The following is a 22,720-nucleotide window of genomic DNA, read 5'->3' as shown; positions in this document are numbered from 1 at the left end:
CCGATCAAAGCGGCGGTGCAGTCTCACGGATCAGGCTGCGGACAGCCTCGATATCGCCGTTGAGCGGCCGTTCGTCACCATAATGGGAAACATGTTCCCGCACGGCTTGATAGACAAGGTCCGTACCTGCAGCCCGCGGCGCCGTCGCTGCCAGGAAGTCATGCGCCTGGGCAGCTGCCATCAGCTCGATCGCCAGGATATATTCGGCATTGTCGATGATTGCGAGCAGCTTGCCGGCGGCGGCCGTTGGATGCGCGAGGAAATCTTCCTGCAGGCCGGAGGTCAGCCCGCCGTCCATGGCCGCCGGTGCGGCAAGGCGGCGGTTCTCGTTGCTGAGGGCGGCTGCGGTATATTGGGCGATCATCAAGCCGGAATGGCTGCCGGCATCGCTCGCTAGAAATGGCGGCAGGCCGTTCACCAGCGGATTGACCAGCCGGTCCATGCGCCGCTCGCTGATCGCGCCGAGCTGTGCGAGCGCAATCGCCAGGCTGTCGGCCGCCTGCCCGAGCGCCGGGGCGACGGCATGGGCCTCGGAAGAGACGACCGGCTGTTCCGGCGTGCCTGAGACAGCCGGATTGTCCGTCACCGAGGCAAGTTCCTGATCGACGACGCGGGCGGAATTGTCGAAGACGTCGCGGGCGGCGCCATGGGCATGCGGCACCGAACGAAGGCTGAGCGCATCCTGCGTGCGCCGGCCGAAGGCGGCGGCGACAAGGCCGCTGCCGGCAAGCCGCGTGCGCAGCGTCGCTCCGACTTTCTCTATTCCCGCCGATGGGCGCAGCGCCAGCACAGCCGCGTCGAAGGCGGCGATCTGGCACCCCGCCGCTTCCAGCGTCAGGGCTGCGATCGCATCGGCCCAGTCGAGCAGCCGCTCGGCGCGGGAAAGGGCCACGGCGGTCAGGCCCGTGGCGCATGCCGTGCCGTTGACGAGGCTCAAGCCCTCCTTGGCGCCGAGCACCAGCGGTTCGAGGCCGATCGCAGCAAGCGCCTCGCGGCCGCTCATGCGCCGGCCGCCCAGGTGAGCGCTGCCTTCGCCGATCAGAACAAGCGCAATATGGGCATTGTGGACGAGATAACCGGCAGAGCCCTTGGATGGCACGTCGGGAATGCAATCATGTTCCAGCAGCGCCGCAAGATGCTCGACAATCTCGCGCCGCACGCCGGAATGGCCATGAGCGAAATTGGCGATCTCAGCAGCGATGATGGCGCGCACCTCGCGGGCAGCCAGCAATGGCCCAACGCCGCAGGCATGGCTAAGCACGATGCTGCGCGACAACAGGCTCTGCGAGGCCCGATCGACGACGGTATCCGCCAGCGCCCCGACGCCGGTATTGACGCCGTAGGCGCGCACGCCTGTCTCGACGATACGCGCAACGATGCGGCTTGCCTGCTCGACCCGCCCCCAGGCGGCCGGCGACAGCGCCAGCGCTTCCCCTGCCCCGACGCGCGCGACATCGCGCCAGGTCAGCACGGCATCGATCGTGATCGTCATTGACCGCTTCCGAAATGGCCGATGAACTGGCGGAAAGCCGGTGTCGCACCGCCGGTGAACATCTCGTCCGGCTTGCCGCTGCTTTCGATCAGCCCTTCGCGCATGAAGACGACGCGATTCGAGACGTTGCGGGCAAAGCTCATCTCATGGGTGACGACGAGCATGGTCATGCCTTCCTCGGCAAGCGCGCGCATGACGCGCAGCACCTCGCCGACAAGCTCCGGATCAAGCGCCGAAGTCGGCTCGTCGAACAGCATCACCTTCGGCTTCATCGCCAGCGCGCGGGCAATCGCCGCACGCTGCTGCTGGCCGCCTGAAAGATGGGCCGGATAGGCATGACGTTTATCGGCGATGCCGACCTTTTCAAGCAGCGCTTCGGCCTCGACGATGCAGTCGGCGCGCGGCCGCTTCAACACATGGATCGGACCCTCGACGACGTTCTGCAGGATCGTCATGTGGGACCAGAGATTGAAGGACTGGAACACCATGCCGAGCTCAGAGCGGATATGGTCCACCTGCTTCTGGCTGGCCGGCCTGCTTCGCCCGCCCTTGTGCACCATGCGGACCTCCTCGCCGTCGACCCAGATCTCGCCGTCGCTGGCGGTTTCGAGCATATTGATGCAGCGCAGAAAGGTCGACTTGCCGGAGCCGGAGGCGCCGAGCAGCGAAATCACATCGCCGTCTTCCGCATCGAGGGAAATGCCGCGCAAGACCTCGTGCGTACCGAAGCTCTTGCGGATATTGCGGACCGATAGTCGGGTTACGCCTGGCATGGGTGCTCCAATCGGGTCAAAACTGCTACGCCTTCAGCGCCTGCGGGGCCGCGCGGCGGTGTCGGGACAGCGAATATTCGAGCAGAGCCATGCCCTGCAGGATGATGAAGTTGAGGACGAGATAGATGATCGCTGCACAGAGAAAGACTTCCATCGTGCGGTAGGTCTGCGATATCAGCCGCTGGGCGACGCCGGTGACTTCCCAGACGGTGACGAGGCTTGCGAGCGCCGTCGACTTCATCATCAGCACGATCTCGGTGGAATAGGCCGGCAGCGCGTGGCGGAAGGCGATCGGCGCCAGGATCCGGCGGACCAGCAGGAAGCCGGACATGCCGATCGAGCGCGCCGCTTCGATCTCCTTCGGCGAGACGGCGCGAATGCCGCCACGGAAGATCTCCGCCGTGTAGCCGGCGGTGCAGAGAGCCAACGACAGCACGGCGCAGACCATCGGCTCGCGCAGGAACGTCCAGAGGAAGGAGTAACGGATGAAGCCGAACTGGCCGAGGCCGTAGAACACCAGGAACATCTGGATCAGCAGCGGCGAGCCGCGGAAGATGAAGATGTAACCCTTGGCGAAGCCCGAAAGCACCGGGTTGCCGCTGGTCCGCATCCAGACCACGACGAGCGCCAGCAGGCCACCTGTGATAATCGACAGCGAAAACAGGATGAGCGTCGTCGGTACGGCCTTGAGCAGGGTGACCATGGTCGAGGCGATGAAGGCGAAATCCATTGTCGCCTCCTTACGCCTGGCCCATGGCGGATGCCGGCATGCTGCGGTTGGCGCGGCGCTCCGCCCCGTTGAAGATGCGGTCCGAAAGGCTGGTCAGGATGAGATAGAGGCAGCCGCCGGCGATGAAGAACAGGAAATATTGCCGGGTCGAGCCCGCCGCCACCTGGCTGGTTCGCATCAGCTCGGCAAGGCCGGTGACGGAGATCAGCGCCGAATCCTTGAGACTGAGCTGCCATACGTTACCGAGGCCGGGAATGGCGAGGCGAAACACCTGCGGCATGATGATGCGGCGAAAGCGCATGCCACGATGCATGCCGATCGCCGAGGCGGCTTCGAGCTCGCCCTTGGAGATGGCAAGGAAGGCGCCGCGGAACACCTCCGCCTGGTAGGAGCCGGAGATGATGCCGACGGCAAGCGCGCCTGCGATAAAGGAGGGCAAGCCGAGGAAACCCTCGTAACCCATCGCCTGGCCGATCGCGGTGACGGCCGAGGAGCCGCCGAAATAGATGAGATAGATGATCAGCAGTTCGGGCACGCCGCGAAACACGGTCGTATAGACGTTGCCGAGCGAAACGAGGATAAGATTGCCGGAGAGTTTCGCCGCCGCGACAATCGCGCCGAGCACCGCGCCAATCGCTAGCGCCGTTGCCGTGACGGCCAGCGTCATCAAGGCGGCGGCAATGAGCAGCGCGCCCCATCCCGTCGAGCCAAAGCCAAGCAGTTCCAAACTTGCCATATCGTCCGTTCCCCGTCCGCGGCAGTGTTTTGTGGATTGACAATAACACGCAGTCCCCGGCGATAAAGCCGGAGACCCGTGTCTGCGGCCGAAAGGCCGAAACGCTTACTGCTGCGGGCTGACGTCCATCTTGAACCACTTCATCGACAGGGTCTTGACCGTGCCGTCGGCGAGTGCGGACTTGATCGCTACATTAAACTTGTCGCGCAGATCAGTATCGGCCTTGCGCAGGCCGAGACCTTCACCCTCGCCCCAGATCGAGCCGGCGATCTCTGGGCCGGTGAAGGCGAGCGTGTCGTTGGCGGCCTTAAACGCGTTGGCGAAATAGACGGCGTCATCGAAGCCGAGGTCGATACGGCCATTCTGCAGGTCGAGGTCGCGATCGGCGCCGGTCTTGTATTCGCGGATCTCGGCGATGTCGCCGAAATTGTCGTAGACGAACTTGGCGTAGACGGTGGCCGCCTGGATGCCGATCGTCTTGCCCTTGAAGACTTCCTTCAGCGCGTCGATCTCCTTCACGCCGGTCTGGCCGGGCGTCATTTTGATCGTGGCGCCGGTGCCGGCGGCGTTCGCCAGCGGGCTGTCCTTGGCGGCGGCGAAGGCGGCGGGCGTGGCGGCATAGGGAATGGTGAAGTCGATGATCTTCTTGCGCTCTTCGGTAATCGATAGCGCATCCATGATGACGTCGAACTTGCCGGCGTTGAGCGCCGTGATCATGCCGTCCCAGTCGGAGGCAACAAGCGTGCACTCGATCTTGGCGCGCTCGCAGAGCACCTTGGCGAGTTCCGGCTCGAAGCCGCCGAGCGTGCCGTCGGCATTGGTGAGGTTCCAGGGCGCATAGGCGCCTTCGAGAGTGATAGTCGCCTTCGTCCAGTCCTTGGAAAAGGCAGGCGCGGCAAAGGCGGAAAAAGCCGCCACGCCGCAAAACAGGATTGCGCTGAATTTCATTGTGAATTCTCCTCTGGAGTTGAAACAGACCTTGCGGCACCACGGCCGATCTTCGCCGGCTTGCCCTTTCTCGTCCTATTTTTCTCAAAGGACCGATTGGGAGGTTGTATATGGTACCATATGAGATATTTTGTGATATGCAAGAGGGAAAGTCGAATTATGTGGCGAATTCCATTCGTGCAAAAGGAATAGGCAATGAAACGTCCCGGCGAGATGAAGCGCGAACTGGCGGAAAATGACAGCACCCCGCTTTATGCCGGCGTCAAGCAGGTGATCCTCGACCGGATCCACAGCGGCGAATGGCCGCCGAAATACCGCGTGCCTTCGGAAAACGAGCTGGTCGTCGAACTCGGCGTCAGCAAGATGACCGCCAACCGGGCGCTGCGCGAACTTGCCAATGAGGGCGAACTCATCCGCATCCAGGGCGTCGGCTCCTTCGTCGCCGAGCGCAAGGGCTATTCGGCACTGTTCGAAGTCCGCAACATCGCCGAGGAAATCGCCGAACGCGGTCATGTCCATGAGGCCGCTGTCGTCGTTCTCGCCCAGGAAACCGCCTCTCCCGAGGTTGCCGACGCGCTCGAATTGCCGATTGGTGCTGCGGTTTTCCACTCGCTGATCGTCCACAGCGAAAACGGCGTTCCCGTGCAGATCGAGGACCGCTTCGTCCATCCGGAAGCCGCCCCAGAATATCTCGCTCAGGATTTTTCGACGCTGACACCGAACGCCTATCTGACGGCCGCAGCCCCGCTTAGCGGCTCCGAGCACGTCGTCGAGGCGGCAATGCCGCAGGCGTGGGAATGCAAGCTCTTGACCATCATGAAGACCGAGCCGTGCCTGACGATCCGCCGGCGCACATGGTCGGCAAAGCAGGTAGTCTCGACCGCCCGCCTCGTCTATCCCGGTCACCGTTACCGGCTGGAAGCGCGCAGCGGCAAAATGTTCGAGGAATGAAAACACCTGCCATGTTGTATATGGAACATGGCCGACTTGTTACGATGCCGGCGTGAATCGGGCGACCAGCGCGTGCCGATCGCCGGGATAGGTGAAGCGCACATGCGTCACCGGGCCGGCGCCGCTCCAGGTCCGGCGCTCGACCACGAGGCAGGCGGTATTGCGCGCTATGTCGAGGATCGCGGCCACTTCGGCATTGGCCGAGACGGCGTGGATCCGGTGTTCTGCCGTGCTCCACGGCACCTGGTTCAGCAGCCAGGGACCGGGCGCCATCGTCAGGAAATCGGCATCGGCGGCTTCAGGAACCGTCGCAAGACTGATCAGCCGCTCCTCCAGGCAAAAGGGCCGCGCGCCGGCATTGTGGATACAGACGACCTCGACCACCGAGGAGGCCACCGGCAGTTCCAGACGGCGGCTGTCGTCCGCCTTGGCCTTGCGGCTCACCTTCTTCGAAACCGCATAGGAATAGGGCAGATTCAGCGACTGCACCTCGGCCTTGATGTCGTGGATTTCGAGAATGGCCGATTGTGCCTGCGGCTGGGTGACGAAGCTGCCGGACTTCTTGCGGCGCTCGATGAGGCCAGCCTTGGCAAGCTGGGTCAGCACCTTGTTCACCGTCATGCGCGAGCAGTCATACTGCGTGGCGAGATCGACCTCGAAGGGAATGCGGTACCCCGGCGGCCAATCGCCCGAGACGATACGGCCCTCGATGTCGCCGAGGATGCGCTGATGCAAGGTGGGATCCCTGCTTTGGTTCATCGCCACGTTCCGATTGGTCTCCCGCTCTAATTCGAATGTCCGGCTAGGAAAAGCTCTTTTTCAGGTGATCAGCAATTCGCCCATGACAGCGAGGAATCGCCGGTCGATGGCGTCGCGCCTGAGATGGCGACCGCCCTCCACCTGTTTGCTGCCGCGCGCCCAGACGCAGTCGATGGAAATGCCGCCTGCAAACAGCCAGTGATCGAGGATCTGGTCGCCTGCGAGATAAGGAACGGCCGTCGTATCGAGCGAAACGATATCGGCGTGATGGCCCTCGACGAGACCCGCCGGTGCTTTCAATGCGGCACCGCCGCCGGCAAGCGCATGTGTGAACAGCGAAAGCGCCGTCGAACCGCCGGGTGCTGCGACGACGTTGCGGGCGCGAAGCGCCAGGCGCTGCGAATATTCGAGCTGGCGCAATTCCTCCGGCACGGAGATCAGCACGTTGGAATCAGAACCGATGCCATAACGCCCGCGCTCTTCGAGGAAGAGCGGTGCGGCAAAGGCGCCGTCGCCGAGATTGGCTTCGGTGATCGGGCAGAGGCCGGCGATCGCGCCGCTTTTCGCCATCCGCCGCGTTTCGTCCTCGGTCATGTGCGTCGCATGGATCAGGCACCAGCGCTCATCCACAGGCGCATGATCGAGCAGCCATTCTACCGGCCGCGCGCCGGACCAGGCGATGCAGTCCTCGACCTCCTTCACCTGCTCGGCGACATGGATATGGATGGGACCGTCGCCGGCCATCGGCGCCAGCCTTGCGAGCTCGTTGGGTGTTACGGCGCGCAGGCTGTGCGGTGCAAGCCCGAGCTCGGCGCCGTCGAGCCGGCCGGTCACTGCCCGGCATCCCTCCATCAGCCTTTCGAAGCTTTCGAGCGAATTGATGAAGCGCCGCTGGCCGTCGATGGGCGCATCGCCGCCGAAGCCGGAATGGGCATAGAAGACCGGCAGCAGTGTCAGGCCGATACCGGCCTCTTCGCTCGCCGCGCCGATGCGTTCGGCAAGCTCGGCGATATTGGCGTAGGCGCTGCCATCCCTATCATGGTGGAGATAGTGGAACTCCCCGACGCGGGAAAAACCGGCCTCCAGCATCTCTGTATAGAGCTTGGCTGCGACCGCCTCGACATGCTCCGGCGTCATCGCCAGGGCAAATTTATACATGACAGTGCGCCAGCTCCAGAAGCTGTCATTGGCCGGGCCGCGCACTTCCGCAAGGCCGGCCATCACCCGCTGGAAGGCATGGCTGTGCAGGTTCGCCATGGCGGGAACGAGAAGAGCGTGGGGTTCGTCGCCGGGCTCGGGAGCGGTGCCGATTTCGATCCGCGCGATGCGCCCGGCCTTAAGCGTCAGCCGCACGTCTTTCTGCCAGCCCTGCGGCGTCAGCGCCGTGCCTGCGTGAAGCGTGATCATGACCTTCCCTCTCTTCTTGCCGCGCCGCCGATCTTTCTTTTCCAGAAAAGCGCACAAAATTTCTCTTGTCACCTGTAGATTATGTATATACATGTTTTGGCATAAGGAAAGGCGCAAAGCTGATGACCGGGAACAATTTTTCAGACGAAGCCGCTTCTGCCGACACCCGCCCAGTGCTGTGGCGCAATGCGCGGCTGGCCACGCTGGCGCCGAGAAAATCGGGGCTCGGCATCGTCGAAAAGGGCGCCGTGCTGATCGAAAACGGCCGCATCGCCTTTGCCGGCGCCGAAAGCGAGCTGCCGGCATCGGCCATCGAACATTCCGACATCGTCGATCTCGAAGGCCGCTGGGTAACCCCCGGTCTCGTCGACTGCCACACCCATATCGTTCACGGCGGCAACCGCGCCCGCGAGTTCGAAATGCGCCTTGCAGGCGCGACCTATGAGGAGGTCGCCCGCGCCGGCGGCGGCATCGTTTCCTCGGTGAAGGCAACCAATGCGCTGTCGGTCGAGGAGCTTGTCGCCCAGGCGCTGCCGCGGCTCGACACGCTGCTTGCCGAAGGCGTCACCACGATCGAGATCAAGTCCGGCTACGGGCTGAACCGGACCGGTGAAGTGAAGATGCTGCAGAGCGCCCGCCTGCTCGGCCATGTGCGCCCGGTCCGCGTCGCCACCAGTTATCTCGGCGCCCATGCGACTCCTGTGGAATATAAGGGTCGCAACGGCGATTATCTCGATGATGTTGTCCTGCCCGGTCTCGACGACATGCATGGCCTCGGTCTTGCCGATGCCGTCGACGGCTTCTGCGAGGGCATCGCCTTTTCCACGACCGAGATCGCCCGCGTCTTCGACAAGGCCAAGGCGCTTGGCCTGCCGGTCAAGCTGCATGCCGAGCAGCTCTCCAATCTTGGCGGCGCCAAGCTCGCCGCGTCCTATGGCGCACTGTCAGCCGATCACCTCGAATATCTCGACGAAGATGGCGTTGCGGCGATGGCCGCAGCCGGCACCGTCGCCGTGCTTCTGCCCGGCGCCTTCTACGCCATCCATGAAAAGCAGAAGCCGCCGGTGGAGGCGCTGCGGCGGGCAGGCGTGCCGATCGCGATCGCCACCGATTGCAATCCCGGCACCTCGCCGCTCACCTCGATGTTGCTCACCATGAACATGTCGGCCACACTTTTCGGCCTCACCGTCGAGGAATGCATCGCCGGCGCCACCCGCGAAGGCGCGCGCGCGCTCGGCCTGCTCGACAAGACGGGAACGCTCGAACCCGGCAAATCCGCCGATCTCGCCGTCTGGAATATCGAAAGCCTCGCCGAGCTCGTCTACCGCATCGGCTTCAACCCGATTCACGCACGCGTCTTCAAGGGCGAAAGGAACGGCCGATGACCATCACGCTCCACCCGGGCTCCGTCTCGCTCAAGGATCTGGAAATCATCTACTGGACCGGTGTTCCGGCAAGGCTCGATCCCGCCTTCGATGCGGGGATCGCCAAGGCCGCTGCCCGCATCGCCGAGATCGCCGCCGGCAATGCGCCGGTCTATGGCATCAATACCGGCTTCGGCAAACTCGCCTCGATCAAGATCGACAGCGCCGATGTGACCACCTTGCAGCGCAATCTCATCCTGTCGCATTGCTGCGGCGTCGGCGCGCCGCTGCCCGACAATATCGTGCGGCTGATCATGGCGCTGAAGCTGGTCTCGCTTGGGCGCGGCGCCTCGGGTGTGCGGCTGGAGCTGGTGCGGCTGATCGAAGGCATGCTGGAAAAGGGCGTCACTCCACTGATCCCGGAAAAGGGCTCGGTCGGCGCCTCCGGCGATCTTGCGCCCCTTGCCCATATGGCGGCGGTGATGATGGGCGAGGCCGAAGCCTTCTTCGCCGGCGAACGCCTCTCGGGCGCTGAAGCCCTCGAGAGGGCTGGCCTCAGACCGATCGTGCTCGCCGCCAAAGAGGGCCTGGCGCTGATCAACGGCACCCAGACCTCGACGGCGCTGGCACTTGCCGGCCTCTTCCGCGCCCATCGTGCTGCGCAGGCGGCGCTCATCACCGGCGCTATGTCCACCGATGCAGCTATGGGCTCTTCGGCGCCCTTTCATCCGGATATTCACACATTGCGTGGCCATAAGGGCCAGATCGACACGGCGGCCGCTCTTCGCGCCCTGCTCGAAAACTCCATCATTCGCCAGAGCCATATGGAGGGCGACGAGCGCGTGCAGGATCCCTATTGCATTCGCTGCCAGCCGCAGGTCGATGGCGCCTGTCTCGATCTGCTGCGCTCGGTCGCCCGCACCCTCGAAATCGAAGCCAATGCGGTCACCGACAATCCGCTGGTGCTCTCCGACAATTCCGTCGTCTCCGGCGGCAATTTCCACGCCGAACCCGTCGCCTTCGCCGCCGACCAGATTGCGCTTGCTGTCTGCGAGATCGGCGCGATTTCGCAGCGCCGCATCGCGCTGCTCGTCGATCCGACCCTCTCCTACGGCCTGCCGGCCTTCCTCGCCAAGAAGCCGGGCTTGAATTCCGGCCTGATGATTGCCGAGGTGACGTCTGCGGCGCTGATGTCGGAGAACAAGCAGATGTCGCACCCGGCCTCGGTCGACTCGACGCCGACGTCGGCCAACCAGGAAGACCATGTCTCCATGGCCTGCCATGGTGCCCGCCGTCTGCTCGCCATGACCGAAAACCTATTCGGCATCATCGGCATCGAGGCGCTGACCGCCGCCCAAGGCGTCGAACTGCGCGCGCCGCTATCGACCAGCCCGGAGCTCGCCAAGGCGATCGCCACGATCCGCACCAAAGTTCCTAGCCTCGACGTCGACCGCTATATGGCAAACGACCTTTCCGCCGCCGCCGAACTGGTGGCGACGGGCGCACTGAACGCCTCGGTTTCGAATGGAATTCTGCCGATTTTGGAGGGCTGATCGTGATGTATCTGCACTTGGTACCCCCCTCTGCCCTGCCGGAGCTGATCTCCCCCCTTGTGGGGGAGATGTCCGGGAGGACAGAGGGGGGTAACCCCCGCAACGCCGGAGTATTCTGCCAATGAGCGCACCCGCCTTCGAAATTCGCCAAGGCACCTCCCCCGTCATCCTCGGCTTCCCCCATACCGGCACCGACGTAACGGCTGAGATCGCCGACCGTCTCAACGACAATGGCAGGATGCTCGCCGACACCGACTGGCACATCCACCACCTCTATGACGGCCTGCTGGACAACGTCACGACAGTGCGCGCCACCTTCCACCGCTACGTGATCGACGCCAACCGCGATCCGGCCGGCGTCAGCCTCTATCCCGGCCAGAACACCACCGGCCTCATTCCCCAGACGGATTTCGACGGCAAGGCGATCTGGAAGGATGGGCTGGCGCCTGATGAGGCCGACATCGCGGCGCGGCTGCGGGACTTTCATGCCCCCTATCATGCTGCCCTTGCCGCCGAGATCGAGCGCGTGAGAGCAATCCATGGCGTCGCAATCCTCTACGACTGCCACTCTATCCGCTCCCACATTCCTTTCCTGTTCGAAGGCAAGCTGTCGGATTTCAATATCGGCACCGATATGGGCAAAACGTGCGACAGCGCGATCGAGCAGGCGACGCTCACCGTCGTCGAAGCCGCCGAAGGTTACGACAGCGTGCTCAACGGTCGCTTCAAGGGCGGCTGGACGACACGCCACTATGGTCGGCCCGACACTGGCGTGCACGCGATCCAGATGGAGCTCGCGCAATCGACGCATCTTGAGACCGAGGCGCCACCCTTTGCCTACGACGCCGCCAAGGCAGACAGACTTCGCGTTCATCTCAAAAACATTCTGGTGCGCATCGAACAGATTGCGCCAGGCCTGAAACGATAACGATCTCGACAGGGGAACCGCCATGAACAATCCACGCCACAATATCCGTGAAATCCGCGCACCCCGCGGCAATGACCTCAATGCCAAGAGCTGGATGACCGAAGCGCCGCTGCGCATGCTGATGAACAATCTCGACCCCGACGTCGCCGAAAACCCGAACGAGCTCGTCGTTTATGGCGGCATCGGCCGCGCCGCCCGCACATGGGAGGATTTCGACCGCATCGTCGCGACGCTGAAGACGCTGACGGAAGAAGAAACGCTGGTCGTGCAATCCGGCAAGCCGGTCGGCGTGTTCCGCACCCACAAGGATGCGCCGCGGGTGCTGATCGCCAATTCCAATCTCGTGCCGCATTGGGCGACTTGGGACCATTTCAACGAGCTGGATAAGAAGGGCCTTGCCATGTACGGCCAGATGACGGCCGGTTCCTGGATCTATATCGGCACCCAGGGCATCGTGCAGGGCACCTACGAGACCTTCGTCGAGGCCGGCCGCCAGCATTACGGCGGCAATCTCAAGGGCAAATGGATACTGACCGGCGGCCTCGGCGGCATGGGCGGCGCCCAGCCGCTCGCCGCCGTCATGGCCGGCGCCTGCTGCCTCGCCGTCGAATGCAATCCCGACTCGATCGATTTCCGCCTGCGCACCCGCTATGTCGACGCCAAGGCCGAGACGCTCGATGAAGCGCTTGAGATGATCGACCGCTGGACCAAGGCCGGCGAGGCGAAATCCGTCGGCCTGCTCGGCAATGCTGCCGAAATCCTGCCGGAGATGGTCCGCCGCGGCATCCGCCCCGATATCGTCACCGACCAGACCTCGGCCCACGACCCGATCAACGGCTACCTGCCGAAGGGCTGGACGATGGGCGAGTGGAAGGCGAAGCGCGAAAGCGATCCGAAGGCTGTGGAAAAAGCGGCGCGCGCCTCGATGCGCGAGCATGTCGAAGCGATGATCGCATTCTGGAATGTCGGCGTGCCGACACTCGATTATGGCAACAATATCCGCCAGGTCGCCAAGGACGAGGGCCTCGAAAACGCCTTCGCCTTCCCGGGCTTCGTGCCGGCCTATATCCGCCCGCTGTTTTGCCGCGGCATCGGCCCCTTCCGCTGGGCCGCCCTTTCCGGCAACCCGGAGGATATCTACAAGACCGATGCCAAGGTGAAGGAATTGCTGCCGGACAACAAGCACTTGCACAACTGGCTCGACATGGCCAGGGAGCGCATCGCCTTTCAGGGCCTGCCGGCGCGCATCTGCTGGGTGGGCTTGGGCGACCGCCACAAGCTCGGCCTCGCCTTCAACGAAATGGTGAGAACAGGCGAACTCTCCGCCCCGATCGTCATCGGCCGCGATCACCTCGATTCGGGCTCCGTCGCCTCGCCGAACCGCGAGACCGAAGCGATGAAGGACGGCTCCGACGCCGTCTCCGACTGGCCGCTGCTCAACGCCCTGCTCAACACAGCGTCGGGCGCCACCTGGGTGTCGCTGCATCACGGCGGCGGCGTCGGCATGGGCTTCTCGCAGCATTCGGGCATGGTCATCTGCGCCGATGGCACGGACGATGCCGCAAGACGCCTCGAGCGCGTGCTCTGGAACGACCCGGCGACCGGCGTCATGCGCCACGCCGATGCCGGTTACGAGATCGCCATCGACTGCGCCAAGGAAAAGGGTCTGCGCCTGCCCGGCATTCTCGGGAACTGAGCCCGGTGAGGATCCTGCGCGCCGGCGATCACAAACGCATGCCCTGGAAAAACGGCAAGGGAGAGACGGTGGAGATCGCCGTCTTTCCACCCGGCGCTTCGATCAACGATTTCGACTGGCGCATCAGCATGGCGACGGTCGCAGAGGACGGCCCGTTTTCGATCTTTCCCGGCATCGACCGCACGCTGGCGATCCTTGATGGCAACGGCATGGTGCTCCACGTCGCAGGCAGCACACCCGCGCTGCTGACAACGGCAAGCGATCCGCTGGCCTTCCCGGCGGATGTCCCCGTCGCGACCAGGCTCGAGGACGGAGCGATCACCGATCTCAACGTCATGACCCGCCGTGACGGGCTCGCCCATACGTTGATCCGCGTCGACGTCGATGGCAGCAAGACCGTGCGGCTTTCGTCCTCGACATGCCTGTTCCTCTGCCATCGCGGCGCATTGTCATTCCGGCGGGACAGCGAGACCGGCGCGCTTGCGGCCGGCGATGCGCTGCTGATCGAGGACGCGGCCGCAAGCGTGCTGGAAATCGATGGCGAAGCCAGATGTTATCTCGCTTCGATCGCCACAGGCTGATCTTCGAACAACCAATTGAAAACATTAAGCAATCTAGGATTTGGCGAAGCATCCGCTTAAACCATCGCCATCTCGGGCCATGGACGTCATTCCTCGTTTCGGTCTAAACTTCGCCCTTCTGATGCAGAAGAAGACCTAGACTGCCCGCAACGTGCCGGGGAGCAAGGGAGCAGGCGTGACGGATCCATACGATATTCTCGGCGTTGAACGCGATGCGGACGAGGCGCAGCTGAAGGCCGCCTATCGGCGCCTGGCGAAGGTCGCCCACCCCGATTCGGGCGGTGATTCGGAGGCCTTTGCCAATCTGCAGAAAGCCTATGGGCTGCTTCTCGATCCGGTCCGGCGCAAGGTCTACGACGATACCGGCTATGACGTCGAATTCGCCGATGCGGCCGAATTGCAGGCGCTCGTGATGATCGAGAAGCTGGTCACCGACGCGGTGCTCGACGAGCGCGCACCCGGAAGTTTCGATCCCGTCGCCGTCATGCAGGATAGCCTTTCCGAAGAACTGCGAAAGGCGCGTTTCAGCAAGAGCGAGCTGGAGCGCCACGCCTCGCGCATCGGCCTGCATCTGGAGCGGCTCGAAAAACAGTCCGGCCGCGATGTGCTCGCCCACATGTTCCGCGCCCGCATCGAAGCGATCTCCAAGGCGGTCGCGGAAACCGAGGCGAAGATCAAGGCGACGGAACGCGCCGCCGACATGCTCAGCGGTTATGTCTACGACATCGATCCGCCGCCGCTGCCGGATGCCGCGGTCACCAGCATCGAATGGCCCGAGACCGCCAGAAACCGCTCCACCGGCTGACGGCGGACGCCGCGACCGATCTTAATAGGACAGCTTCGGATACCAGTCCGGTGCCCGGCCTTCAGGCGTCGAATCGATGACGGTCCAGAGCGGCATCAGATCTGGTGCGCCGCGCGGATCCTCGCCGGGGTCGGCCGTCACCTCGCCCATCTCCTGGCTCCAGAAATGGCGGATGCTGCCGTCGCGGCGCGTGAAGACGTTGAAGGCCGCGTCATCGCCACCACCCCTGCCGATCGCGTGATAGTCGCGGCTATAGTCGCCCGTCGTGTCGGAATAGAGCGGCAGGTGGTGCCAGCCGCGTTCCTTCTTGAAGGCGAGCAGCCTGCCGATCGGCGAAAGTGCGACCACCGCCAAGGCTGCGCGCTGCTGGATGTCGGGCACCTCGCCGTCCCAAGCCGACAGCAGCGAGGTGCACATCGGGCAAGGGCGCTCGCGTTCCGGGCCGAACATGTAGCTGTAGACGATCAGCGTCTCCTTGTCGGCGAAGAGTTCGCTGAAGAATATCGGCCCATCGCTGCCTTCGAAGCGGTAGTCTTTCGTGACCTCGCCGCCTGGCGGCAACGCCCGGCGCTGTACCGCCACGCGCTCGATGTGCCGGCGCAATTCGATCTCTTCGGCCAGCAGCGCGTCGCGGGCAATGCGATATTCCTCACTCTCATTGGGAAACCGGACGCCGTTCTTGGCCGCAAGCACGGCGGCGGGTACCAAATGCTGATTATCCATGACAATAGCTCCTTCTGTTGCCTGAGAACGTGCTGAAGCCGGGACCGCGGCGCCAGCACATCATTACAAGGACGATCGGCTGATACCAAAATCGACAGAGCCGACGGAAAATATTCGCCACGCGCTTTGGCCGGCTCGGCGCCCGGATCACCAAAGCCCAGCAGATCAAGATCGTGCGTTCCAAAATGCGGATCATCGAACCAGCTCATGATCAGCATCGCGCTCTTCCAAGAGGACGCCGCCGACCTGATCGTAGATATCTCGCGAGCGGATCTCCAGATTTGCTTCGTCGGGCGGCGCCGCGCTTGCGCAAACAGTAAGACAGGATGGGCAGTACACCAATGGCGGCTTTCAGCGTACATCCTAAAGCTGCGTTAACGATAGATTAATATGCAATTTGACGTCGAGGCGAATTCTGCGATGTTGGCAGCGGGCAACTGAGGGGTTATCCGTGAAAATATATATGTTAGCTCGACGTTTCGGCGTCGTGTCGATGTCGCTCGCCTTGGCGAGCTGCACAACGACGCCGGTTGAATTCAACAACAAGCCATCGGCCGTCAGCAAAGCCGCGCTTTGCAAGACAGCACTGGAAACGCAGGATCCAGCGTTTCAATTCCAGCTCGTGGCGGAAGTGAACCGACGCGGGGTGAGCATGTTGGAATGTGAGCAGATGGTTGCCCAGCAACGGCAGGCCGCCGCGGTTCTCGTGGGACTTGCATTGGTCGGAACCGCTGCTGCGGTATGCGCGAATGGCAATTGCGGCGGCGGTGCGTACACTCCACCGCGGCGCTATCCAGGAAACTGCCAGTACGATTGGCAGTACGACGCCGCGGGCAATAGGTGCGGCGGCCGAAGCGCAATGTCTCGTCCGGGAGGTTGGTAGTGCGCAGAGTGATGGCGACGTTGTTTGCGAGCGCTCTGCTGATGGCAACGCTGGCAGCCCCGGTCTTCGCGCAGAGCTTCGGTGGGAATTCATGCGTCGATAACTGCGAGGGTCACAGGGCCGGCTATGAATGGGCGGAGGAGAACAGCATTCAAAGTGAGGACGATTGTTCGGGCAATTCGTCGTCTTTTGAAGAGGGATGCCGGACTTATGTCGAGGACTCTGATCGCGGGGCGGAGTACGACGATGATGGCAACGAGATTGACGAGTAGCACCTGATGACCCGCTTCACTTGCATTTTCCGGCGGCTTTTCTCCTCGGCGCTGCGCCTATGGACGGCCGGCAGCTTGGATGGACTGTCCGTTCGGGGCATCAATTTCGCTGCGCCATCCCCCATGACCGAGCGCAGGTGAACCCATGACATCCCCCGACACCGCCACCCTTCTCGAAGAAGCCGCCGATCGGATAGCCGATATCTCACGAGCGGATCTTCAGATCATGCTGCGCCGCGCGGCACTGCGGCTGCGCAATGCCGGCACCGTCTCGATGGAGGATGATGTCGAGGACGCCTTGCGCGACCTGGCCGGCGAGTTCGGCATGACGCGCAACGACACGATCAGGTTCATCGTCCGGGAGTGGATGGAGAAGAACACGTATCTGCCGGTGCATGAACTGGACGAAGACGGCGATGTTGATGGCACCGCTTGATCTCTTGGTGCAAACGCTACTAGGCTTCGGTCGTTAGGGAGAAGTTGTATTGGGCCTGGCCTTCAGCAGCGCAAGGCACGGCTCGATGCGCGCGGGCATAGGGTCCAAGGGGAGATTGGGCAGCGCAGGATCTCGGCGACGGCGCGACCGGCTGCGGATCGGCGCGCCGGCTCACCGAGCAGCGGCTTGGAAGGCTTGAAAGGCGGCTTTGTCATCGCGCGCGATGACATCAGCAGCGCCTAAAAGAGCAATTGAGCCAGATTGATATTGACTCCGCCCGCGCCGCGAACATAATAGGAACATCGGCGCGGCAGCCGCCATTCTGAAAATCGAAATACGGAGCACGGATATGCGAGAGCAGCCGATCGGCGAAGCCGTGGAAGACGACGAGCGTGCAAAGGTGATTGCCTACCACAGAGGCGATACGCACGCGGCTATAGACACCCTGCTGGAAGATATCCGTCACCTTCGCCGGCAGTTAGCATTGACGGAAGGCGCCATGAGCCGAGGCATGGCCCGCGGCTGGCGGCCGAGCTACCATCGAGACTGATATGCCCAAGATGAATCATGAGAGAAAACGGCTCGGAGCACCGGTCAGCGACGTTGAACGAGAGACCAGGTCTGAAGCCTATGCTTGACCGTTCCCAACCAAAGTCCGTGTCGTTTGAAACTGCTCTGAAGGACTGGTGGTCGTCGCAACCGCAGTCTTTCCGCGAGAGCATCAGCCTGTCGGTCGCCCGTGCATGTTTTCGCGGCGGATACTCGGCAGGCAAAAATACCCTTGAACGGCGGTTCGTATTCAAAGCCGGACGGATGCGCATCACCGTTTGGGCAATAGGCGTCACGGAAGCCAAGAAGAAAGCCGAAGCTGAGGCTGATATCCGCGCGGCCAGGAAGGGGTGGCCGGTCCCGAAAGCGGGCTGGCAACTCCAGGAGGAAAGATGAGCGACACCGACAGGCGGCCGCTGATGGAAGCGCCGCGGCCGAGCGTGGAGATATCGTTCAACGATAGCTGGGCGGCTCATCTGCGGATCTTTGACGGTCGGCGACGGCGACACGGTAAAATGCGACGGGCGGAACATGCGGTTGCAGGGGGAAGGTGTTCCTAGTCCGACGTCGATGCGCCGGAGACGCACGCGAAGTACATGAAGGAACGGAAGCCGGCACTTGTCGCCACAGAGAGGCTGAAAGAACTGCTGGCCGAGCGCGGCCTGAAAGTGACGTTCAGCGGCATGGACCGGCGCCTGCAGCGGAATGAGAGGATCACGAAGGCGTCCCTTGAACTTTTCATGGTCGGCAGTGAAGCTCAGTGAACGACGGTGATCACCGGAATGCCAGCTTCGTCGGCGGCACGGATCAGCGCTTCTCGCGCGTCCTCGGCCGAGACGTCCCCATGAAGTGCATCCCGGCACGCCCTAATCGCTGTGAGATACTCTTCTCCATCGTCGATGGGCCAGCAAGCCGTCAGCATATTGGCCGCCTCCCAAAGAGTTGCGACAAGTTTGTACTTTTCCGGCCCACTCACAACGAGCATCAAGGGAGAAAACTCTCCGGATCTGTGCCATTTCATGACATTAGGTCTCCCCACGGTAAACATATTGGTAACCGTGCAAGAACCGTTCCGTGACCTCCGCTGACATGCCGAAGCCCGTTTCGCAGGCCGCATCATGGAAAAGGAGAACATTTCTTAAAGGCGCTTCGGTCGCCTCAGCATTGCCAGCGTTAGCTCGGTCCCGCCATGCTGAAGCCATCAAGGCCGCCGACATGCTCGCGGGGAAGTCGAACGCCCCGAATCTTTCTGGAACGCGCACATCGTCGATACCGCTTCATCCGAGCATGACCGCGATTGCCCTGCGGACCGGCTCCAGCGCTGCCGCGTCGCCCATGTTTCACCATCATCAAAGCCGATATTTCCATCGGCGAGCCACGACATGGACGCTGATCGCTTTCGAAACGGAAACCCGGCTTTCACCGGTAGACAAAGAACTGTTCTGGCGACGCCAGTTCCTCAATCCCTACGCCTTCGAGGGCGCGCGCGCCGCGTTGCGGGCGCTAGTTGATCGAGCAGCCGGGATCGCGGCTCCTTCAATTGGATATTGACTGAGAGCCTCAACGGGGCCGGACCCCCGCTCAAAGGTAAGCTCGCGAAAAGAATACTGCTGTCGTCAACAAGGCGACCGCGAGGGTTAGCACCCGCACGACCGATGATGGCAGCCTTCGTCCGATATGCGCTCCGGTCCATCCGCCGATAACGGCTCCAATCGTCATGGCAATGCACTGCTGCCATACGATTGCGCCGGCAAGTACGAAGACGAGGACGGCGACCGCGTTTGCGGCAGTAACCATCACCATTCTTGTCGGATTGAGGCTCTTGATGTCCCCGCCCCCGAGCGCGCTCCATGCCGCAAGCATCATGAGACCCACCGCGCCGCCAAAATAGCCGCCATAAAGACCGAGAAAGAACTGAACCGTTGCGAACACCAGAACACTCGGACGTGCCTGCGTCTGCAGCTGGGCGCTGAACCTCGGACCTGCAGCGAGCATCAATGTCGCCACCAGCAAAAGCCATGGCAGGATACCATCGAAAATCCTCGATGGGGTCAGCAGCAATAGAATGCTTCCGGCCACACCACCCATCACCGTCACGATGGCGATGGGCACGACATTGACGCCGCACACACTCCTAACCCCGTCACGATAGACCCACGAGCTCGCCATACCGCCGGGAAACAAGGCTAAGGTGCTCGTCGCGTTTGCGGCTACCGATGGCACTCCGACCGATATCAGCGCAGGTAAGGATACGAACGACCCGCCGCCCGCCAACGCGTTCATGCTGCCTGCCAACAAGCCAGCAAGGAAAAGAAGCATGATATCGTACATGTTCAGGTCGCCTCAGAACCCAAGCCTGATTTCGGCCGAGCCTCTTGTCCGATACCGCGGTCACATGGCCGCATGACCTTGTGCGTCCATGAGAGTCCGCTCCACGACTGCCATCCGCCGTAGTCAAGCAAACGTGGCTGAGAACCATTCATCCGATCACCATGAGCGTAACCGATGCGATCCCGAGGAGGACGCCAACCGCCTGCTGCCAGCCGAGCCGCTCATCGAAAACCAAAACGGCGATCGCGTTGATGGCAACGAGCTGCGCGACCGAAGACAACGAAATAGCAAGGGAAAGCCCGCTCGTCCGCATGAGAGCGATCATCGAGAGATTGCCTAATGTGTAGAGGACAAGCGCGGTAGCGAGCAGCCAAAGGTTCGAGTTGCTCACATATGCGCGGGAAGCGGTCGCCCCGGCCAGAAATAGGCAGACGGCTATGAAGAGGATGGCGGCAACACGCATCGATAAACTCCTGCTGACGCGTTTTGTCTAACGCTGGGTGGTCCGTCAATCCATCAGAGACTAATCCCGCGTCCTCGATCTCGACGTAGGACATATGATCAGTCGACTTCACACCCAGCTCGACGCGCATGGCCAAGAGAGCGGAGAAAGGCACCCGGCCAATCGCGTCTCTTGAGCCGCTGTCGCGCTGTCATCGTCAAGCGTCTCCGCTCGCGATCAGCGCATCCCGTGCGGCACGGAAGGAATCCTGCAGCGCCTTTTGACCTTCGAGCCCCTCAAAGGCATAGCTATTGAGAAACTGACGTCCGGCGAACAGCTTGCGGTCGACGGGGCTCAGTTCGGCTTCCGCGCAGACCGCTGGCCAGTTTGCGGCAATCATCGTGACCTGGTTTTCAATCAGCGCGGCGGCTTCCGCCTCTTTCAGGTGATAGTCCGGCGCAGCGGCGAGCAGGGTGGCGAGCGTGCTGGCGCGGCCATCGCCCTTGATCAGCATGGCCTGCGTGGCTTCGTTGCCCGTGCGTCCCTGCGGGCAGATATCATAGGCCGGCGTCAGAGTGAGCATCCGGCCATCCCAGAAGGCGGCATGATTGCGGGCATGGTCGTCGGTGTTGCCGCACAGCACGTTGAAGCAAATCCGCCCGTAGAGCTCCTTGAGCGTATCCTTGGGTGCCGTGAAACGGCGACGGATCAGCTCGGCCAGGTCCTCGTAAGAGGCATAGCGCGCCATCATCTCATCAAGGCCCAGCATGGTCAGCGCCGAGACCATGGCGTGTCTGATCCAGCCATCCTTTATGAGCGTGCGGTCAAAGCGCTCGATCATCAACACGTCCTTTTGCGCGACGCGGGTCATCGCCACGGACGCAGCGTTAAGCCCGCAGGCGGTTGCCAGCTTCATCGCGATGAATTCGGCCTTCACGACGCTGTAGGTGTCGTTGGTTGCCGAGAATTTAGCGATGAATTTCTTCGTCCCGTCATTAATCAGCGCCTTGGGGCGCGCGCCGCCGATCGAGGTGCCATGGTTGAGGGCCAGTTCGAGCGCCGGTGTCAGGGGGATGCCTTTTTCGATGAGAGCGGCCGCTTCCATGAGTTCGTCGAGCGATGCCTGCGCGGCATGGCGGGGGATATACTCTGTTGCCGAGGCCTGAAAATCGAGAGCGCCAATCCGGTCGGAGCCGGACTGGAGCAGATAGGTAAGTTCGCTGATCTCGGGTACGCCGGCAGCGTCGGGCTTCTTGCCCGTCAGCCTGTTGATGATGACCCGGCGGCCCCAGGCATCGGGCGAGCCGTCGCGAATGCAGCTCGCCATCGACAGGCCGTTGATGGGCGCGATAATGCCTTCCTGAAGCGGTAACTCCGGCTCATAGACGGAAATGGCGTTCTTGCGGCGGCGGTAACTGGCGCCATAGGTGAAGAACAGGCGCTCGCCATTCTGGTCGAGGCGGCCCGCTACCACCGGCTCCGTCGCCCCCGGCAGCCACATCCAGACAAAGGCTTCCGTGGCATTCGCCTTAGAAGTCATCATCGACCTCCTTTACCGTGTGGCGGACACTCTTGGGCAGCAGGGTCAGTTTTTCATCGAGACGGGTATTGTGCATCTGGAGAGTGCGCTCGTCATAGTCGAACAGGCGCATGCCCACGAGGGACGCGACTTCAAAGACGATGCCGATCTCAGGACCGGGCGCACCCTTTTCGATGCTGGACAATGTCGTGCGGCTGATACCAGCACGCTCGGCCAGTTCCTGCGCGGTCAGGCCGCGCTCGGCGCGCCCGACGCGGATCAGTTTGCCGAGCATGGCGAGCGCCTGGTGCGTGACTCTGGAGTAGCTTCTCTGACGGGGCACTGTTATGACCTATTTGTTCATTTGAGTGGACATGAGAGTTTCTCCCGTCCAGAATTTTGGACACCATGCCATGGCGCTTGGGGCGAAGTCAAGTTTTGTTCATTTGATTGGTCATAACGCCAGTTTGTGACCGGAATTTTGTACATAGTGCGGGTATATGAATGCTGGCGCGGCAGTTGGCGCGATAGAGTCAGGGGCAGGCCCCGCCGTACTCCTTCCTCAATTTTAATGGCGCGTTCGGTGGTCGACTAGAGGCGCTCTCCACGCACACAATCCCCACATTGACCCCTTTTGACATTCGCCTGCTTGCAGCAGCTCATCAAAGCAGAAGACCGCGCGTTGTCCGGACATGGTGAAAAACCTGGACCGCGCATCGGGTCGCTTCTGTAAGACGGGTACGTGCGATCCACGCGTACAAATCAGCCGACAAAGACGGCGAATGGCTATGCGAGGCCTGGACGTCAGACGAGAATTAGGGAGGCCGGGCTTCCTGCTCTGA

The 22,720-nt window shown here is 62.4% G+C and carries 27 protein-coding genes and 2 pseudogenes; 14 read left to right on the top strand and 15 right to left on the bottom strand.

All coding sequences use genetic code 11. The features are described from left to right. Window positions 1-4 precede the first annotated feature (4 nt). The 5 genes from RlegSU303_RS29540 to RlegSU303_RS29520 all read right to left on the bottom strand — a co-directional run bounded on the left by RlegSU303_RS29540 (window position 5) and on the right by RlegSU303_RS29520 (window position 4,679). Window positions 5-1,492 carry an HAL/PAL/TAL family ammonia-lyase gene (locus RlegSU303_RS29540; RefSeq protein ID WP_131719843.1) on the bottom strand — a complete coding sequence of 496 codons (1,488 nt, stop codon included), beginning with the start codon at window positions 1,490-1,492 and terminating at the stop codon, window positions 5-7. After that, entirely contained in the window at window positions 1,489-2,265 is a 777-nt protein-coding gene (locus tag RlegSU303_RS29535; RefSeq protein WP_231283957.1) for an ABC transporter ATP-binding protein, read from the bottom strand. The genes RlegSU303_RS29540 and RlegSU303_RS29535 overlap by 4 nt, the downstream gene beginning before the upstream one ends. 25 nt (window positions 2,266-2,290) lie before the next feature. Beyond that, window positions 2,291-2,995 carry an ABC transporter permease gene (locus tag RlegSU303_RS29530; RefSeq protein WP_168278923.1) on the bottom strand — a complete coding sequence of 235 codons (705 nt, stop codon included), beginning with the start codon at window positions 2,993-2,995 and terminating at the stop codon, window positions 2,291-2,293. A 10-nt stretch (window positions 2,996-3,005) separates the two neighbouring features. After that, window positions 3,006-3,731, bottom strand: a complete 726-nt coding sequence (locus RlegSU303_RS29525; protein ID WP_027665719.1) for an ABC transporter permease — start codon at window positions 3,729-3,731, stop codon at window positions 3,006-3,008. A 105-nt stretch (window positions 3,732-3,836) separates the two neighbouring features. Next, on the bottom strand, window positions 3,837-4,679 hold the full coding sequence (locus tag RlegSU303_RS29520) for a transporter substrate-binding domain-containing protein (protein ID WP_131719839.1): 843 nt from the start codon (window positions 4,677-4,679) through the stop codon (window positions 3,837-3,839). 195 nt (window positions 4,680-4,874) lie between these two features. Between RlegSU303_RS29520 and hutC (RlegSU303_RS29515) the strand changes: the two genes are divergently transcribed. Further along, window positions 4,875-5,630: a histidine utilization repressor gene (hutC, locus tag RlegSU303_RS29515; RefSeq protein WP_231283956.1), complete on the top strand. Its 756-nt coding sequence runs from the start codon at window positions 4,875-4,877 to the stop codon at window positions 5,628-5,630. A 39-nt stretch (window positions 5,631-5,669) separates the two neighbouring features. Here hutC (RlegSU303_RS29515) and hutC (RlegSU303_RS29510) read toward each other — a convergent pair whose 3' ends face one another. Both hutC (RlegSU303_RS29510) and RlegSU303_RS29505 read right to left on the bottom strand, forming a co-directional pair. After that, entirely contained in the window at window positions 5,670-6,389 is a 720-nt protein-coding gene (gene hutC, locus RlegSU303_RS29510; RefSeq protein WP_231283955.1) for a histidine utilization repressor, read from the bottom strand. 60 nt (window positions 6,390-6,449) lie between these two features. After that, a complete protein-coding gene (locus tag RlegSU303_RS29505) occupies window positions 6,450-7,796 on the bottom strand; it encodes a formimidoylglutamate deiminase (RefSeq protein ID WP_231283954.1) in 1,347 nt (448 codons plus the stop codon). Window positions 7,797-7,918: 122 nt separating this feature from the next. On the opposite strand from RlegSU303_RS29505, the gene hutI reads away from it, so the two are divergent. The 6 genes from hutI to RlegSU303_RS29475 all read left to right on the top strand — a co-directional run bounded on the left by hutI (window position 7,919) and on the right by RlegSU303_RS29475 (window position 14,723). Continuing rightward, complete coding sequence (gene hutI / locus RlegSU303_RS29500) at window positions 7,919-9,181, top strand: imidazolonepropionase (protein WP_168276368.1); 1,263 nt, start codon at window positions 7,919-7,921, stop codon at window positions 9,179-9,181. Beyond that, window positions 9,178-10,713 (top strand): histidine ammonia-lyase, encoded by a 1,536-nt coding sequence (gene hutH / locus RlegSU303_RS29495; protein WP_222407055.1) that lies wholly within the window; start codon window positions 9,178-9,180, stop codon window positions 10,711-10,713. Before hutI ends, hutH begins: the two co-directional genes overlap by 4 nt. A 121-nt stretch (window positions 10,714-10,834) precedes the next feature. Further along, complete coding sequence (gene hutG, locus RlegSU303_RS29490; RefSeq protein ID WP_222359620.1) at window positions 10,835-11,641, top strand: N-formylglutamate deformylase; 807 nt, start codon at window positions 10,835-10,837, stop codon at window positions 11,639-11,641. A 22-nt stretch (window positions 11,642-11,663) separates the two neighbouring features. After that, window positions 11,664-13,337: a urocanate hydratase gene (hutU, locus tag RlegSU303_RS29485; RefSeq protein ID WP_131719833.1), complete on the top strand. Its 1,674-nt coding sequence runs from the start codon at window positions 11,664-11,666 to the stop codon at window positions 13,335-13,337. A 5-nt stretch (window positions 13,338-13,342) separates the two neighbouring features. Continuing rightward, window positions 13,343-13,918: a HutD/Ves family protein gene (locus RlegSU303_RS29480; protein WP_222410022.1), complete on the top strand. Its 576-nt coding sequence runs from the start codon at window positions 13,343-13,345 to the stop codon at window positions 13,916-13,918. A gap of 175 nt (window positions 13,919-14,093) precedes the next feature. Beyond that, window positions 14,094-14,723 (top strand): J domain-containing protein, encoded by a 630-nt coding sequence (locus RlegSU303_RS29475; RefSeq protein WP_168276370.1) that lies wholly within the window; start codon window positions 14,094-14,096, stop codon window positions 14,721-14,723. A 21-nt stretch (window positions 14,724-14,744) separates the two neighbouring features. Here RlegSU303_RS29475 and RlegSU303_RS29470 read toward each other — a convergent pair whose 3' ends face one another. Together RlegSU303_RS29470 and RlegSU303_RS34605 are read right to left on the bottom strand one after the other, a co-directional pair. Further along, window positions 14,745-15,446: a DUF899 family protein gene (locus RlegSU303_RS29470; RefSeq protein ID WP_231283953.1), complete on the bottom strand. Its 702-nt coding sequence runs from the start codon at window positions 15,444-15,446 to the stop codon at window positions 14,745-14,747. 131 nt (window positions 15,447-15,577) lie between these two features. Then, a pseudogene (locus tag RlegSU303_RS34605) lies at window positions 15,578-15,673 on the bottom strand (nucleotidyl transferase AbiEii/AbiGii toxin family protein); the annotation flags it as partial. 224 nt (window positions 15,674-15,897) lie between these two features. Here RlegSU303_RS34605 and RlegSU303_RS29465 point away from each other — a divergent pair. The 3 genes from RlegSU303_RS29465 to RlegSU303_RS29455 all read left to right on the top strand — a co-directional run bounded on the left by RlegSU303_RS29465 (window position 15,898) and on the right by RlegSU303_RS29455 (window position 17,037). Continuing rightward, on the top strand, window positions 15,898-16,329 hold the full coding sequence (locus RlegSU303_RS29465) for a hypothetical protein (RefSeq protein WP_231283952.1): 432 nt from the start codon (window positions 15,898-15,900) through the stop codon (window positions 16,327-16,329). Then, a complete protein-coding gene (locus RlegSU303_RS29460; protein WP_131640727.1) occupies window positions 16,329-16,601 on the top strand; it encodes a hypothetical protein in 273 nt (90 codons plus the stop codon). Before RlegSU303_RS29465 ends, RlegSU303_RS29460 begins: the two co-directional genes overlap by 1 nt. A gap of 145 nt (window positions 16,602-16,746) precedes the next feature. Then, the gene (locus RlegSU303_RS29455; RefSeq protein ID WP_168276373.1) at window positions 16,747-17,037 is read left to right on the top strand and encodes a CopG family transcriptional regulator; all 291 of its coding nucleotides are present in this window, start codon (window positions 16,747-16,749) and stop codon (window positions 17,035-17,037) included. A gap of 51 nt (window positions 17,038-17,088) precedes the next feature. On the opposite strand, the pseudogene RlegSU303_RS29450 reads toward RlegSU303_RS29455, so the two are convergent. After that, window positions 17,089-17,252: pseudogene (locus RlegSU303_RS29450) on the bottom strand (non-homologous end-joining DNA ligase); the annotation flags it as partial. A gap of 134 nt (window positions 17,253-17,386) precedes the next feature. Here RlegSU303_RS29450 and RlegSU303_RS29445 point away from each other — a divergent pair. The 3 genes from RlegSU303_RS29445 to RlegSU303_RS29435 all read left to right on the top strand — a co-directional run bounded on the left by RlegSU303_RS29445 (window position 17,387) and on the right by RlegSU303_RS29435 (window position 18,350). After that, a complete protein-coding gene (locus RlegSU303_RS29445; RefSeq protein ID WP_003548617.1) occupies window positions 17,387-17,587 on the top strand; it encodes a hypothetical protein in 201 nt (66 codons plus the stop codon). An 80-nt stretch (window positions 17,588-17,667) separates the two neighbouring features. After that, window positions 17,668-17,982, top strand: a complete 315-nt coding sequence (locus RlegSU303_RS29440; RefSeq protein ID WP_168276408.1) for a hypothetical protein — start codon at window positions 17,668-17,670, stop codon at window positions 17,980-17,982. Window positions 17,983-18,182: 200 nt separating this feature from the next. Continuing rightward, entirely contained in the window at window positions 18,183-18,350 is a 168-nt protein-coding gene (locus RlegSU303_RS29435; protein WP_205930758.1) for a hypothetical protein, read from the top strand. Here RlegSU303_RS29435 and RlegSU303_RS29430 read toward each other — a convergent pair. Next, entirely contained in the window at window positions 18,344-18,607 is a 264-nt protein-coding gene (locus RlegSU303_RS29430; protein ID WP_168276374.1) for a DUF982 domain-containing protein, read from the bottom strand. The genes RlegSU303_RS29435 and RlegSU303_RS29430 overlap by 7 nt on opposite strands. A gap of 53 nt (window positions 18,608-18,660) precedes the next feature. Between RlegSU303_RS29430 and RlegSU303_RS29425 the strand changes: the two genes are divergently transcribed. Then, complete coding sequence (locus RlegSU303_RS29425) at window positions 18,661-19,137, top strand: hypothetical protein (protein WP_168276255.1); 477 nt, start codon at window positions 18,661-18,663, stop codon at window positions 19,135-19,137. A gap of 30 nt (window positions 19,138-19,167) precedes the next feature. Here RlegSU303_RS29425 and RlegSU303_RS29420 read toward each other — a convergent pair whose 3' ends face one another. The 4 genes from RlegSU303_RS29420 to RlegSU303_RS29405 all read right to left on the bottom strand — a co-directional run bounded on the left by RlegSU303_RS29420 (window position 19,168) and on the right by RlegSU303_RS29405 (window position 22,173). Beyond that, the gene (locus RlegSU303_RS29420; RefSeq protein WP_168276375.1) at window positions 19,168-19,917 is read right to left on the bottom strand and encodes a sulfite exporter TauE/SafE family protein; all 750 of its coding nucleotides are present in this window, start codon (window positions 19,915-19,917) and stop codon (window positions 19,168-19,170) included. Window positions 19,918-20,065: 148 nt separating this feature from the next. Further along, complete coding sequence (locus RlegSU303_RS29415) at window positions 20,066-20,380, bottom strand: EamA family transporter (protein ID WP_131621405.1); 315 nt, start codon at window positions 20,378-20,380, stop codon at window positions 20,066-20,068. Window positions 20,381-20,576: 196 nt separating this feature from the next. Next, window positions 20,577-21,899: a type II toxin-antitoxin system HipA family toxin gene (locus RlegSU303_RS29410; RefSeq protein ID WP_231283951.1), complete on the bottom strand. Its 1,323-nt coding sequence runs from the start codon at window positions 21,897-21,899 to the stop codon at window positions 20,577-20,579. Continuing rightward, window positions 21,889-22,173, bottom strand: coding sequence for a helix-turn-helix transcriptional regulator (locus RlegSU303_RS29405; protein WP_165504573.1), 285 nt, complete (start codon window positions 22,171-22,173; stop codon window positions 21,889-21,891). Before RlegSU303_RS29405 ends, RlegSU303_RS29410 begins: the two co-directional genes overlap by 11 nt. Window positions 22,174-22,720 lie beyond the last annotated feature (547 nt).

Source organism: Rhizobium sp. SU303, from assembly GCF_021052345.1.
Classification (GTDB): domain Bacteria; phylum Pseudomonadota; class Alphaproteobacteria; order Rhizobiales; family Rhizobiaceae; genus Rhizobium; species Rhizobium laguerreae.
The sequence above is the reverse complement of the archived record's forward strand: the minus strand, read 5'-3'. Positions and strand labels throughout refer to the sequence as shown.